This window comes from Pectobacterium parmentieri, from assembly GCF_001742145.1.
Lineage (GTDB): Bacteria > Pseudomonadota > Gammaproteobacteria > Enterobacterales > Enterobacteriaceae > Pectobacterium > Pectobacterium parmentieri.
Map to the genome: position 1 here is coordinate 1,846,031 of NZ_CP015749.1, position 13,147 is coordinate 1,859,177.

Genomic DNA, 13,147 nt, shown 5'->3' on the forward strand with positions numbered 1-13,147 from the left:
CACTCTGCAAGAAGAGTGGCACGATTGCCCTACAATGCCAAGCCACGTCCTTGTCTCTTGGTGCGCTTTTGCGTAACGCATTCCAGAGCATCTCCTCTTTAATGCGCACGCAAACGTTTTCGTTTATACTGCGGCCATTTTTCACAACCCGATCAGGTATAAGGTTATGTTAACGATTGGAACCGCCCTGCGTGCGGATGCCACACGAGTGATGCTGCTTGGCTCCGGTGAATTAGGCAAAGAAGTGGCGATTGAGTGTCAGCGCCTGGGAATCGAAGTGATTGCGGTCGATCGCTATGCCGATGCCCCTGCGATGCAGATTGCACATCGTAGTCACGTCATCAATATGTTGGATGGCGACGCATTAAAAGCGTTGGTTGAAGCCGAACGCCCTGATTATATCGTGCCGGAAATTGAAGCCATCGCTACCGACATGCTGGTGGCGCTGGAAAAACAGGGTCACCACGTTGTCCCTTGTGCTGAAGCGACACGCCTGACGATGAACCGTGAAGGCATCCGTCGTCTGGCTGCCGAAACACTCGGCGTTCCGACATCCACCTACCGTTTTGCCGACAGCGAAGAGCGCTTTTATCAGGCAGTAGAGGCAATTGGCTATCCCTGCATTGTTAAGCCGGTCATGAGTTCATCCGGCAAAGGGCAAAGCCTGATTCGCTCCGCAGAGCAGTTAGAGCAGGCATGGAGCTATGCCCAACAGGGTGGCCGTGCAGGCGGCGGGCGCGTCATCGTTGAAGGGTTGGTTAATTTTGATTTTGAGATCACCCTGCTCACCATCCATGCGGTTGACGGCATTCATTTCTGTGCACCAATCGGCCATCGACAAGAAGATGGTGACTATCGCGAATCCTGGCAGCCGCAGCAGATGAGTGAACTGGCACTGGATCGCGCACAAAAGATGGCCAGCGATGTCGTAAAAGCGCTCGGTGGCTATGGTCTGTTCGGCGTTGAGCTGTTCGTCTGCGGTGATGAAGTTATTTTCAGTGAAGTCTCTCCTCGCCCACACGATACCGGCATGGTGACGATGATTTCTCAGGATCTGTCCGAGTTTGCCCTGCACGTTCGCGCTTTCCTTGGGCTGCCAATTGGCGTGGTTCGACAGTACGGTGCATCGGCTTCTGCCGTAATTTTGCCTGAGCTTGAGAGCGACAACGTGTGTTATCAGGGTCTAGAAAGCACGCTCCTCCCTCATACACAAATTCGCCTGTTTGGTAAACCAGACATCAGCGGCAAACGCCGTATGGGTGTTGCATTAGCCAGTGCAACAACGACAGACGATGCTGTTGAAATCGCCAAGCGTGTCGCGGCTGGCGTAAAAGTCAGCGGCTAATATCTACGGTTTCTGATTGGACGACGCACAGAAAACCGGGCATAAAAAAGGCCACTCGCAGTGAGTGGCCTTCGTCATTCAGTAACCGGCAAACTTAAGCTTTTGCACCAGCAACCGCTTCACGCGCCAATTCAGTAATACGTGCGTAATCACCGCTTTCCAGCGCATCGTTCGGCACCAACCAGGAACCACCAACACACAGCACGCTTTTCAGCGCCAGGTAATCACGGTAGTTATTCGGCGTAATACCGCCTGTCGGGCAGAAACGAATATGAGCGAATGGACCGGCGATCGCCTGAAGCGCTTTCACGCCGCCGTTAGCTTCTGCAGGGAAGAATTTGAACTCACGCAAGCCGTAATCCATACCCAACATCAGCTCAGATACGGTGCTGATACCTGGAATCAACGGGATATTACCTGCCGATGCTGCTTTCAACAGCGGCTCGGTCAGGCCCGGACTAATGGCAAACTGCGCACCGGCTTCAACCACCGCAGCCAGTTGCTCAGGGTTTGTCACCGTACCCGCACCCACGATGGCTTCTGGTACTTCTTTCGCAATCGCACGGATCGCGTCGATAGCACAGTCGGTACGCAATGTCAGCTCCAGAACGCGAACGCCGCCCGCGACTAACGCTTTTGCCATCGGCACCGCGTGTTCCAGTTTGTTGACCACAATCACAGGAACAACGGGACCCGTTGTCAAAATCTGTTCCGCGCTCGTCTTCCAGTTTTTCATCAAAAATTATCTCCAGACATGCCCGAAGGCATCATTAATTATATAGCGCGCCCCTGCCACAGGGATCTGCGTTGCCACAGATGCCAACCGCACCGTAAGCCATACATTAAAACCGTGGAATGCCAACACGCCTCGACATTCCAGCTACTGACGTATTATCAAAAAATTACTCGAACTCATTCCAGGAACGGCCATCGCGCGTGATCATCGCCACGGACGCCACAGGCCCCCAGCTTCCCGCCTGATAAGGCTTCGGCGCATCGTTGTCCATCGCCCACGCTTCCATGATCGAATCAACCCACTTCCAGGCTTCCTCAACTTCATCACGGCGGACGAACAACGCCTGAATTCCACGCATGGTTTCAAGCAGCAGACGCTCATAGGCATCCGCCAAATGCTGCTGATTAAAGGTTTCCGAGAAGCTCAGATCCAGTTTCACCGTTTGCAAGCGATGCTTGTGCTCTAATCCTGGAATTTTATTCAGAATCTGAATTTCAACGCCTTCATCCGGCTGCAAGCGAATGATCAGTTTGTTCTGCGGTAACTGCTGGTAAGAATCATGGAACAGATTCAACGCAGGGTTTTTAAAGTACACGACCACTTCCGAACATTTTGTCGGCAGTCGTTTACCCGTGCGCAGGTAGAACGGCACGCCAGACCAGCGCCAGTCATCAATGTCGACACGAATCGAGACGAAGGTTTCCGTGCTGCTGCTTTTATTCGCGCCTTCTTCTTCCAGATAGCCCGGCACTTTATGGCCCTGAACAAAACCAGAAGAATATTGGCCGCGCACGGTCGTTTCATGCACGTTGGACCGATCGATACGACGCAGTGAACGCAACACTTTCACTTTTTCATCACGGATGCGGTCAGTCGTCAAATCAGACGGCGGTGACATCGCAATCATCGTCAGGATCTGCAACAGATGATTTTGGATCATGTCGCGCATCTGACCGGCTTTGTCAAAATAGCCCCAGCGGCCTTCAATTCCGACTTCTTCAGCTACCGTGATCTGTACATGGTCGATCGTCCGGTTGTCCCAATTCGAGGAGAACAACGAATTGGCAAAACGCAGCGCCAACAGGTTCAGAACCGTCTCTTTACCCAGATAGTGGTCGATGCGGTAAACCTGACATTCGTTAAAGAATTCCGCGACCTGATCATTAATCACACGCGACGATGCCAGATCGGTACCCAACGGTTTTTCCATCACCACACGCGCCGGATCTTTATTCAGCCCAGCGGTTCCCAGCCCTTTGCAGATCGCACCAAATGTGCTGGGCGGCATTGCAAAGTAGTTGATGGTGGTACGATTTTTCTGATCAAGCATCTTGCCCAGTTTGTTGAAGGCTTTTGTGTCTTCCACATCGAGATTGCAGAAATCCAACCGACCGCTTAGCGTTTCCCACAACTTATCGTCGATGGCTTCTTTCATAAAGGTGTCAAGCGCTTCGCGCACGACGCGGGTATACTCCGCTTTATCCCAATCCGCACGGCCCACCCCGATAATCTTGGTGTCCGCATGGATGTGCCCTGCTTTTTCCAACTGGTACAGGGACGGCAGCAATTTACGGCGTGCCAGATCGCCCTTGGCACCGAAAATAACCAGATCGCACGCTTGGGCTGTTGAAGTTACCGCCATGTTCATCTCCTCGTTGCAGGATGCTGTAATTTTATTACAGCCATAATGTACTCTTTTTGACTACAGCCAGTAAACCCATCATAAAAATGCCAAATAATGGGCGCTATTGACTGAAAACCACGCATAAATCGGTCTGTGCAGTAGCTGGAATCACTTATCGATTCGCCCTAAAGCGAAATTTTTCGTCGTTTCTGACAGTCGATTACTTTTCTGAAAGTTAGACACATGTCATGTTCTGGTAAAAAAAGACCCCAACTTAGCATGTTGCCCGCTGCCAACCACCACAGGGTCGTAGTATATTTTCACGTAATGCATGCCAGTTGCACCTTTAGTTGAAATTGGAAAAAACTTACATGGCCCTTGTCGTATGAATATGCTGGAAAAAATCCAAAGTCATCTAGACCTCTTAAGCAAATCAGAAAGAAAAGTGGCTGAAGCGATCCTGAGCACTCCGCAGACGGCCATTCACTCCAGCATCGCAACCCTAGCCAAAATGGCCGACGTCAGCGAGCCAACGGTCAATCGTTTCTGCCGTCGCCTTGAAACTAAGGGGTTTCCCGATTTTAAACTACATCTAGCGCAAAGTCTGGCAAATGGAACACCGTATGTGAACCGTAACGTTGAAGAGGATGACAGCGTTGACGCCTACACCAGTAAAATATTTGAATCCGCGATGGCGGGCTTAGAGCAGGTGAAGTCCAGTCTGGATGTCGCCGCCGTCAACCGCGCGGTGGATTTGCTCACGCAGGCGAAGAAAATTTCCTTTTTTGGCCTGGGTGCTTCCGCCGCTGTTGCACACGATGCGATGAACAAATTTTTCCGCTTCAATATCCCCGTCGTTTATTTCGATGACATAGTGATGCAGCGCATGAGCTGCATGAATTCCAGCGACGGCGACGTCGTGGTATTGATCTCCCATACTGGCAGAACCAAAAGTCTGGTCGAAATGGCACAGTTGGCACGTGAGAATGATGCGACCGTGATCGCCATCACTTCGGACGGCACACCGCTGGCGCGTGAAGCTTCATTAGCGCTGCGGCTTGACGTGCCTGAAGATACTGATGTCTATATGCCGATGGTGTCCCGCATCGCTCAGTTAACGCTGATTGACGTGCTGGCGACGGGATTTACTTTACGCCGCGGAGAAAAATTTCGTGATAACCTGAAACGGGTCAAAGAGGCCTTGCGCGAATCGCGCTTTGATAAAGACGAACGGTTGATTAATCCCTTTAGGGGATAGGTAAGTTTTAGATTGTGCTTTGTTTTTAGTTATATCCATGAGAAATGAGCGGTATCATCTACTTGCCTCATCTCGATGTGGCCAGAGACTACGGCCATGGAAAGATGACAAGGATTACCTGTACAGTATGATAATCAGACTCAACACGATGTTCGGATAACGCAGATGAAATAGTTTTTGTTGTAAAGTGACATTTTGCACCGTTATTCGACGCTTAATCGCAACACGACAGCTTCACAAGTGAACGGAGTTATACATGTCCAGACGGCTCAGAAGAACCAAGATTGTCACCACCCTGGGGCCCGCTACCGACCGTGATAATAATCTCGAAAAAATTATCAATGCGGGCGCTAACGTAGTACGCATGAATTTTTCTCACGGCACAGCAGAAGACCATCAATTACGTGCCAACAAAGTTCGTGAAATTGCGGCAAAATTAGGCCGCCATGTTGCCATTCTTGGCGATCTACAGGGTCCAAAAATCCGAGTTTCTACCTTTAAAGAAGGTAAAATCTTTCTGAATATCGGCGACAAATTCTTACTGGATGCCAATTTAGCGAAAGGCGAAGGCGATAAAGAAAAAGTCGGGATCGATTACAAAGGCTTACCCAGCGACGTAGTGCCAGGCGATATCCTGCTATTGGACGATGGTCGGGTACAATTGAAAGTCCTTCAGGTTGAAGGCCTGAAAGTTTATACCGAAGTCACCGTTGGTGGGCCGCTGTCTAACAACAAGGGCATCAATAAACTTGGTGGCGGTTTATCTGCCGAAGCCCTGACAGAAAAAGATAAAGCCGACATTATTACTGCCGCAAAAATTGGCGTCGACTACCTGGCTGTCTCTTTCCCACGTACCGGTGAAGACCTCAACTACGCACGCCGACTCGCACGTGATGCTGGCTGTAACGCCAAGATTGTATCAAAAGTTGAGCGTGCTGAAGCCGTCTGTTCAGATGCCGCAATGGATGACATTATTCTGGCCTCCGACGTGGTGATGGTCGCGAGGGGCGATCTCGGCGTTGAAATCGGCGATCCAGAATTAGTGGGGATTCAGAAGAAGTTGATTCGTCGCGCCCGTCAGTTGAACCGTGCGGTTATTACCGCTACGCAGATGATGGAATCGATGATCACCAACCCGATGCCAACGCGCGCCGAGGTGATGGATGTCGCCAACGCCGTGCTTGACGGCACCGATGCGGTAATGCTGTCAGCAGAAACCGCAGCGGGTCAATATCCGGCTGAAACCGTCGCCGCCATGGCGAAAGTGTGTTTAGGCGCGGAGAAAATCCCAAGCATCAACGTATCCAAACACCGCCTTGACGTGCAGTTTGATAACACAGAAGAATCCATTGCGATGTCTTCCATGTACGCGGCCAACCACCTGAAAGGGGTCACCGCGCTGATTGCCATGACGGAATCTGGCCGCACTGCGCTGATGATGTCCCGTATCAGTTCCGGTTTGCCCATTTTTGCCATGTCTCGCCACGAGCACACGCTGAACCTGACCGCACTGTATCGCGGCGTCACCCCTGTGCATTTCGATAGCTACACAGATGGCGTTGCTGCGGCCAATGACGCGGTGATCCGACTGCGTGATAAAGGGTTCTTAATGTCTGGGGATCTGGTCATCGTTACACAGGGCGACATTATGGGTACGGTAGGCACAACCAACACGATTCGCATCCTGCGCGTAGAATAATCATTACATGACCGATCCGCTACGCAGTGGTGGACGGTTCATTCAAGTAAAAAGCCGGACGATTTCTCGTCCGGCTTTTTATTAATAGGCGGCTACCCGCTATTCATCCCGCAATTAATTACGGTACAAATCATCCCGACAATACGGCTCAATTTCTCCCGGCTTACGGGTTTTTAGCAACTTCAGAATCCAGGTGTACTGCTCAGGGTTCGGCCTGACCAGAATTTCGACTTCTTCATTCATGCGCCGTGCAATGTAAGCATCATCCGCTTGCGCCAAATCAACCATCGGCGGACGAATAAACACATCCAGACAACCGTCTTTGGCGTTATATACCGGGAACAGCGGCACAATATCAGCACGACACACTTTCATCAGCCGCCCAACAGCGGGCAGCGTTGCCTTATAGGTCGCAAAGAAATCAACAAATTCGCTATGTTCAGGGCCGTGATCCTGATCGGGTAGGTAATACCCCCAGCACCCGGAGCGCACAGAGCTGATAAACGGTTTAATACCGTCATTACGAGCATGGATGCGCCCCCCAAAGCGGCGACGTAACCGATTCCACCAATAATCTACCAGTGCATTCTTCTGGTTGTGGAACATCGCCGCCATACGCTGACCGCGCGAGGTCAACAGCATCGCTGGGATATCAACACCCCATCCATGCGGAACCAGAAAGATCACATTTTTCTCTTGTGCTTTGATACGGTCCAAAATGTCTTCACCGTGCCAGCGCACATACTTCTCTATTTTCTTCGGATTACGAATCCCCACTTCCACCATCATGATCATCGACTGAGGTGCCGTCGCAAACATGTCATCGATGATGGTTTCACGCTGTTCTTCCGTTAACTCCGGCATGCAATACAGCAGATTGATGCGAGCACGGCGGCGGGCACCTTTTGATATTCTCCCGACAAAACGCCCTAACCCGCCCAGCACCGGATTTCTTAACCGTGCGGGAATATAGGCCGCGAGTGCCATCACACCAACACCTAACCAAACGCCCCAATAGCGCGGATGAAAAAAGGCGCGTTGAAACTGGGGAACAAATTCAGCGTTCGATTTTTTTTCTTTTTCCATGCCTAAACTCTTCAGATCAATCAATAAACATAATCATAATGGCCGCTCAGCGTTTATCAACACTCACGACAATGATGCAAAAATACGCCTGCTCGATAATAAACAATCAGGAACCCGTGCTCTATAAATGAAAATGCCGGCAGCAAGCCACCGGCATAACATGCAGTCAGTATCTATCCTAAATCATTCAAGTACATGGCAAAACGTTAGCGTTTTGAACAACGCACAAGCGGCTTGAAGTATAACGGATATCGTTAATCAAACTTAAGCTGCGGCACCACGTCCTTCACCTGCGCCAGATAATCACGACGCTCTTTACCCGCCAGACCTTCAGAACGCGGCAGTTGCGCCGTTAACGGGTTGACTGCCTGCTGGTTGACCCAAAGTTCATAGTGCAGATGCGGACCCGTTGAGCGACCGGTGTTACCAGACAATCCGATACGATCGCCACGTTTCACTTTCTGCCCCGGTTTAACCAATATGCGATTTAGGTGCATAAATCGTGTCGTATACTGACGGCCATGACGAATCACGACATAGTTACCTGCCGCACCACTACGTTTCGCAATCACCACTTCACCATCCCCAACGGCCAAAACCGGAGAACCGACCGGCATAGCAAAATCGACACCTTTATGCGGTGCGACACGCCCCGTCACCGGGTTCAAGCGACGTGGATTGAAGTTGGAGGAAACACGGAATTGTTTCATGGTCGGGAAACGCATAAAACCGCGTGTCAAACCGGAACCTTCGCGATCGTAGAATTTACCGTCTTCGGCACGAATGGCGTAATAGTCTTTGCCACCGGTATTCAGACGTACACCGACCAGCTCACTCTGCTCACTTTTACCATCGAGCATTTCGCGAGACATCAGCACAGAGAAGGTATCGTCTTTACGTAATTTACGGAAATCCAGTTGCCATTGCAGCGCCTTGATGACTTCACGCACTTCAGCACTCGTCAAACCAGCGTTTTTTGCGCTGCTAACAAAACTGCCGCTTACCCGGCCATTCAGTACGCTGTTACGCCATTCGCCTTTCAGCGTCTCAATACGCTCTTTGAAATTCGTCCCTACGCGCTCATAAATGCGCGTTTCACGACGGGACATCTGCCAGGTCAAGCTTTGCAGGTCGCCGTTTTCACTCAGAGCCCACGATATTTGCTGACCAATCTTCAGGTTCCGCAAATCTTTGTTCTGTTCCGCGAGTTGGGTGACATCAGCAATATCAATGCCGTACTGCGTCAAAATGCTGCTTAAGGTATCACCCGTCGAGACCACGTACTCATGTACGCCGCCTTCATCAGCACTTTTATCCTCATCAAGCTCATCTTGTGGGATGTCATCATCCGGAGAGGGTTGGTCTATCGGTTCACTGGCTTCAGGCGTCAGAGTACGCAGTTGGCTGGTTTCCAAGTCGATATCTTTAACAATGACCGGTGCGTCATCGACGTGGGGATAAACAAAAGGCCGCCAAACAGCAACGGCCAATGTTACAACGGTGAGCGACCCCAGCATGACGCGATGGGGCCGAGGTAAACTGTTATACGCCAGAGCGATAGTTCGGACTATCTGCTGCACTTATTCGTATCCTCATAATTTTCCCTCCAGACAGCTCACATACTGGTTCGATAGCTGCAATAAGAAATCGGCATAACTATCTCTACCCAGTGCAATATTGCTTCCCAATGGATCGAGCACACCCGAGCGCACGTCGGTTCCCTTGGCAACAGCATTAATAACGGCTGGCCTGAATTGTGGTTCAGCAAAAACGCATACGGCTTTATGCTCAACCAACTGTGTTCGTATTTGATGTAAACGCTGTGCACCGGGTTGGATTTCGGGGTTAATCGTGAAGTAACCCAGAGGACTTAACCCGTAGTGTTTCTCAAAATAACCATAGGCATCATGAAACACGAAATAGCCTTTACCCTGCACAGGCGCTAGCATCTTAACAATTTTTTCATCTGCTTGTGCAATTTTATCCGTGAAATAAAGCAGATTCGCGTCTAGTTTGTCCTTATTCTGAGGCATAAGTTCCAATAATTTTGCATGAATGGCGATTGCCGCCTGTTTTGTCATCTCTGGCGAGAGCCAAATGTGCATATTGTACTCACCATGATGGTGGCCATCGTCGCCGTCATCATGGGCAGCATGGCTGTGCTCGTGACCTTTTTCATGCTCATCATGTGCCAATTCATGGTCATCTTCATGATCGTGTCCGGCCTCTTTTTCCAGCTCAGATTTAATGACTGGCAGCGCGGAAAGCGCGATCTGCTTTTCTGGAGAAATTTTCGCCAACGGTTTCCCAAGGAAGGCTTCCATTTCCGGCCCGACCCAAATCACCAAGTCAGCGGACTGTAAACGCTGGACATCAGACGGGCGCAAGGCATAATCGTGGGGCGACGCGCCATCAGGTAACAGAACCTCAGTTGGCGTCACGCCATCGGCAATGGCCGACGCAATGAATCCCAAAGGGCGAATTGATGTAATAACCGCAGCGGATGCCGCGCTAATTGACATCCCACTTGCGAGTAGCGCGCTGGCAACAAACACACTTTTTAACCATTTTTTTTGCTGAATATATTTTTTCTGTTGAATTGATTGCTGCATGAAAGTCGATCCTGTCGATTTTTATTGTGTTGTTTGTTATATTATAACGTTACATGGGTTATGCAAACCGAATTATATGTCTACATTGGTATCACTTAATAATATTTCAGTAACATTTGGCAGCCGAAAGGTCCTGTCAGATATCTCTCTGACCTTGCAGGAAGGTCGAATTCTGACGCTGCTTGGGCCGAATGGCGCAGGAAAATCGACGTTAGTACGCGTGGTCCTGGGGCTGCTTTCCCCCACCGCTGGTTCGCTGGTACGCGATCCTGCACTGCGTATCGGTTACGTTCCGCAGAAGCTGCATCTGGATACTACCCTGCCCTTGACGGTCAGCCGCTTTATGCAACTACGCCCCGGCGTGAAAAAGCAGGATATTTTACCCGCCCTTAAGCGAGTGCAGGCTGCGCATCTGCTGGAACAACCGATGCAGAAGCTCTCCGGTGGCGAAACCCAACGCGTCCTGCTCGCGCGCGCACTGCTCAACCAGCCCCAACTTCTGGTTCTGGATGAGCCGACACAAGGTGTCGACGTCAATGGGCAACTGGCGCTGTACGACTTGATTAATCAGCTACGGCAGGAATTCCACTGCGGCGTACTGATGGTGTCGCACGATCTGCATTTGGTGATGGCAAAAACCGATGAAGTTCTCTGCCTTAATCAACATGTTTGCTGCTCTGGTACGCCCGAAGTGGTTTCCCTCCATCCCGAATTTTTAGCCATGTTTGGTCACCGCGGCACCGAGCAATTGGCTATTTACCGTCATCATCATAATCATCGCCATGACCTGCAAGGGCGTATAATTCTAAAAAGACAAGGTGGAAACGACGCATGATAGAACTGCTGTTTCCCGGTTGGCTGGCGGGAATTTTGCTGGCTATAGCCGCAGGCCCGCTCGGCTCGTTCGTCGTCTGGCGGCGCATGTCTTACTTTGGCGATACGCTGGCGCACGCTTCCTTGCTCGGCGTCGCATTTGGCCTGCTGCTGAACATCAACCTTTTCTCTGCCGTCATTGCGGTGACGCTCATCCTGGCACTCGGGTTGGTCTGGCTGGAACGGCGTCCCTATCTGGCTGTCGATACCTTACTCGGCATCATGGCACACAGCGCGCTTTCGCTTGGATTAGTTGTCGTTAGCCTGATGAACAATGTCCGCGTGGACCTGATGGCCTACCTGTTTGGCGATTTACTCTCCGTCACCACAGAGGATGTGTGGGTTATCAGCGCCGGCGTGATCGTCGTTGTCGCTGTCATGCGTTGGCAATGGCGCGCTCTGCTTTCCATGACGATTAGCCCGGAACTGGCACACGTCGATGGTGTGAAACTCCAGCGCACCAAACTGCTTCTCATGCTGACTACCGCATTAACCATCGGCATTGCCATGAAATTTGTTGGTGCGCTGATCATTACGTCACTGCTGATTATTCCCGCGGCCAGTGCCAGACGTTTTGCACGGACGCCGGAACAAATGGCAAGCATCGCTATTATTGTTGGCATGATTGCCGTGACGGGCGGGTTGGCCTTCTCAGCCGGCTACAATACGCCCGCCGGGCCGTCAGTGGTGCTGTGCGCCTCACTGCTGTTTATCGTCAGCCTGCTTAAGCCACAACCCGCCTAGTCAGAAATAAAAAGCTAAAAAGAAAAAGCCCTTCTGAAGCAGATATTCAGAAGGGCTTTATATTTTGAAGGCTACGTGACCGGTTTCTATTTCCGGCTAGCCATATCTGGAATGATTAAATCGCCCCGTAAGACATACGAACCCAGTACATCCTGCGTTTTTTCATTGAGCCAGGACACAATTCTGGCGGCCACCGCATCCATCGAATATTCAATTGCCGGTATCGCTGGAATACCCGGAATATCGAGAGAACCGGCAAGGCTGAATACCATAATGTCTTTTGGCACAGATTTATTAAACGCCTGAAGCTGCGTAATAACACGCTTGGCTTCCTGTTCATCCGCCACAAGCAATGCATTGAAATTCAGCGTCGTGCTGTTATTGAGCAATACTTGCAGCGCTACCGACGACGACGAAGAGGCATCCATAAAAATCAGGTTGCGGTTAAACGGCAAAAAGTTATTTTCTAGCGCTCGCTTGTACCCTAACAACACCTGTTCCGCCGAACTACTGGCGGCTGGATTAATCAGCGCTATCTGCCGTCTCCCTTGGCGAATCAGATAATTACACGCCGTTTCTGTGGCAAAAGCATGATCGAATTGCAGGCTGTTCGGAGTATCAGCCTCCATGCAGTCGATCAGAATAATGTTCTTATCGGCCAGATTCAGCGGAAAGCGTGCGCCGATGATTAAAATGTCATCACACAAGCCGCTAGTCAGTTCATCCAGCACACTCAACACTTCTGCCCTACTGCTAGCAAACCGCAACAAGAGATGCTTTTGGTGCCGACTAAAGTGTTTTTCCAACGCATAGAGATAGCCAGTCGTCTGGTTGATGTTGTCCTGCGCGCAAATGACGCCGATACATCCAGTTGACTGGCTTAACAGCGATTGAGCGATAACGTTTGGCCGATATTTAAGCTCATCAACCGCTTTTAACACTGCAAGGCGGCTGGCTTCCTTTACACCGCGTGAACCACTCAACACCCGGGAGACTGTGGCTTTGGACACCCCAGCTAAACGCGATACATCGTTGATTGTAGACATCATTTGCCCCTGGAGAACGCTAAACCTGACTCGAAATCTGTGCACTGACCCTAAATTATATTGCCTTGCAGTATAACCGTTTCCATTCAGCATGGAAACCGATTATCCATTTAACAGCCAATAG

At 50.6% G+C, this 13,147-nt stretch carries 11 protein-coding genes; 5 read left to right on the forward strand and 6 right to left on the reverse strand.

Going from position 1 to position 13,147, the window contains the following annotated elements:
- The first annotated feature begins 166 nt into the window (after positions 1-166).
- On the forward strand, positions 167-1,345 hold the full coding sequence (gene purT / locus A8F97_RS08285; RefSeq protein ID WP_033071403.1) for a formate-dependent phosphoribosylglycinamide formyltransferase: 1,179 nt from the start codon (positions 167-169) through the stop codon (positions 1,343-1,345).
- Positions 1,346-1,439: 94 nt separating this feature from the next.
- Here the strand turns inward: purT and A8F97_RS08290 are convergent, their stop codons facing one another.
- Together A8F97_RS08290 and zwf are read right to left on the reverse strand one after the other, a co-directional pair.
- Positions 1,440-2,081, reverse strand: coding sequence for a bifunctional 4-hydroxy-2-oxoglutarate aldolase/2-dehydro-3-deoxy-phosphogluconate aldolase (locus A8F97_RS08290; protein WP_005967771.1), 642 nt, complete (start codon positions 2,079-2,081; stop codon positions 1,440-1,442).
- Positions 2,082-2,247: 166 nt separating this feature from the next.
- Complete coding sequence (gene zwf / locus A8F97_RS08295; RefSeq protein WP_005967769.1) at positions 2,248-3,723, reverse strand: glucose-6-phosphate dehydrogenase; 1,476 nt, start codon at positions 3,721-3,723, stop codon at positions 2,248-2,250.
- Between the two features lie 367 nt (positions 3,724-4,090).
- Between zwf and A8F97_RS08300 the strand changes: the two genes are divergently transcribed.
- Both A8F97_RS08300 and pyk read left to right on the forward strand, forming a co-directional pair.
- On the forward strand, positions 4,091-4,963 hold the full coding sequence (locus A8F97_RS08300) for a MurR/RpiR family transcriptional regulator (protein WP_014699764.1): 873 nt from the start codon (positions 4,091-4,093) through the stop codon (positions 4,961-4,963).
- A 256-nt stretch (positions 4,964-5,219) separates the two neighbouring features.
- Positions 5,220-6,662 (forward strand): pyruvate kinase, encoded by a 1,443-nt coding sequence (gene pyk / locus A8F97_RS08305; RefSeq protein WP_014699763.1) that lies wholly within the window; start codon positions 5,220-5,222, stop codon positions 6,660-6,662.
- Positions 6,663-6,776: 114 nt separating this feature from the next.
- Here the strand turns inward: pyk and lpxM are convergent, their stop codons facing one another.
- The 3 genes from lpxM to znuA all read right to left on the reverse strand — a co-directional run bounded on the left by lpxM (position 6,777) and on the right by znuA (position 10,360).
- Positions 6,777-7,748 carry a lauroyl-Kdo(2)-lipid IV(A) myristoyltransferase gene (gene lpxM / locus A8F97_RS08310; protein ID WP_015730389.1) on the reverse strand — a complete coding sequence of 324 codons (972 nt, stop codon included), beginning with the start codon at positions 7,746-7,748 and terminating at the stop codon, positions 6,777-6,779.
- 254 nt (positions 7,749-8,002) lie between these two features.
- A complete protein-coding gene (gene mepM, locus A8F97_RS08315) occupies positions 8,003-9,328 on the reverse strand; it encodes a murein DD-endopeptidase MepM (RefSeq protein ID WP_014699761.1) in 1,326 nt (441 codons plus the stop codon).
- Between the two features lie 12 nt (positions 9,329-9,340).
- The gene (gene znuA / locus A8F97_RS08320) at positions 9,341-10,360 is read right to left on the reverse strand and encodes a zinc ABC transporter substrate-binding protein ZnuA (RefSeq protein WP_014699760.1); all 1,020 of its coding nucleotides are present in this window, start codon (positions 10,358-10,360) and stop codon (positions 9,341-9,343) included.
- A 76-nt stretch (positions 10,361-10,436) separates the two neighbouring features.
- Here znuA and znuC point away from each other — a divergent pair, with 76 nt between their 5' ends.
- Together znuC and znuB are read left to right on the forward strand one after the other, a co-directional pair.
- A complete protein-coding gene (gene znuC / locus A8F97_RS08325) occupies positions 10,437-11,195 on the forward strand; it encodes a zinc ABC transporter ATP-binding protein ZnuC (RefSeq protein WP_033072013.1) in 759 nt (252 codons plus the stop codon).
- Complete coding sequence (znuB, locus tag A8F97_RS08330; protein WP_033071402.1) at positions 11,192-11,977, forward strand: zinc ABC transporter permease subunit ZnuB; 786 nt, start codon at positions 11,192-11,194, stop codon at positions 11,975-11,977. The genes znuC and znuB overlap by 4 nt, the downstream gene beginning before the upstream one ends.
- Before the next feature lie 86 nt (positions 11,978-12,063).
- Here znuB and A8F97_RS08335 read toward each other — a convergent pair whose 3' ends face one another.
- Positions 12,064-13,023, reverse strand: coding sequence for a LacI family DNA-binding transcriptional regulator (locus A8F97_RS08335; RefSeq protein WP_025919009.1), 960 nt, complete (start codon positions 13,021-13,023; stop codon positions 12,064-12,066).
- Positions 13,024-13,147 lie beyond the last annotated feature (124 nt).

What these genes read in the sequence shown, in the direction of transcription:
- A8F97_RS08335 (WP_025919009.1), bottom strand. Translation starts at nt 13,023, where the DNA reads ATGTCTACAATCAACGATGTATCGCGTTTAGCTGGGGTGTCCAAAGCC.
- znuA (WP_014699760.1), bottom strand. Translation starts at nt 10,360, where the DNA reads ATGCAGCAATCAATTCAACAGAAAAAATATATTCAGCAAAAAAAATGG.
- A8F97_RS08300 (WP_014699764.1), top strand. Translation starts at nt 4,091, where the DNA reads ATGAATATGCTGGAAAAAATCCAAAGTCATCTAGACCTCTTAAGCAAA.
- lpxM (WP_015730389.1), bottom strand. Translation starts at nt 7,748, where the DNA reads ATGGAAAAAGAAAAAAAATCGAACGCTGAATTTGTTCCCCAGTTTCAA.
- znuB (WP_033071402.1), top strand. Translation starts at nt 11,192, where the DNA reads ATGATAGAACTGCTGTTTCCCGGTTGGCTGGCGGGAATTTTGCTGGCT.
- zwf (WP_005967769.1), bottom strand. Translation starts at nt 3,723, where the DNA reads ATGGCGGTAACTTCAACAGCCCAAGCGTGCGATCTGGTTATTTTCGGT.
- purT (WP_033071403.1), top strand. Translation starts at nt 167, where the DNA reads ATGTTAACGATTGGAACCGCCCTGCGTGCGGATGCCACACGAGTGATG.
- pyk (WP_014699763.1), top strand. Translation starts at nt 5,220, where the DNA reads ATGTCCAGACGGCTCAGAAGAACCAAGATTGTCACCACCCTGGGGCCC.
- znuC (WP_033072013.1), top strand. Translation starts at nt 10,437, where the DNA reads ATGTCTACATTGGTATCACTTAATAATATTTCAGTAACATTTGGCAGC.
- A8F97_RS08290 (WP_005967771.1), bottom strand. Translation starts at nt 2,081, where the DNA reads ATGAAAAACTGGAAGACGAGCGCGGAACAGATTTTGACAACGGGTCCC.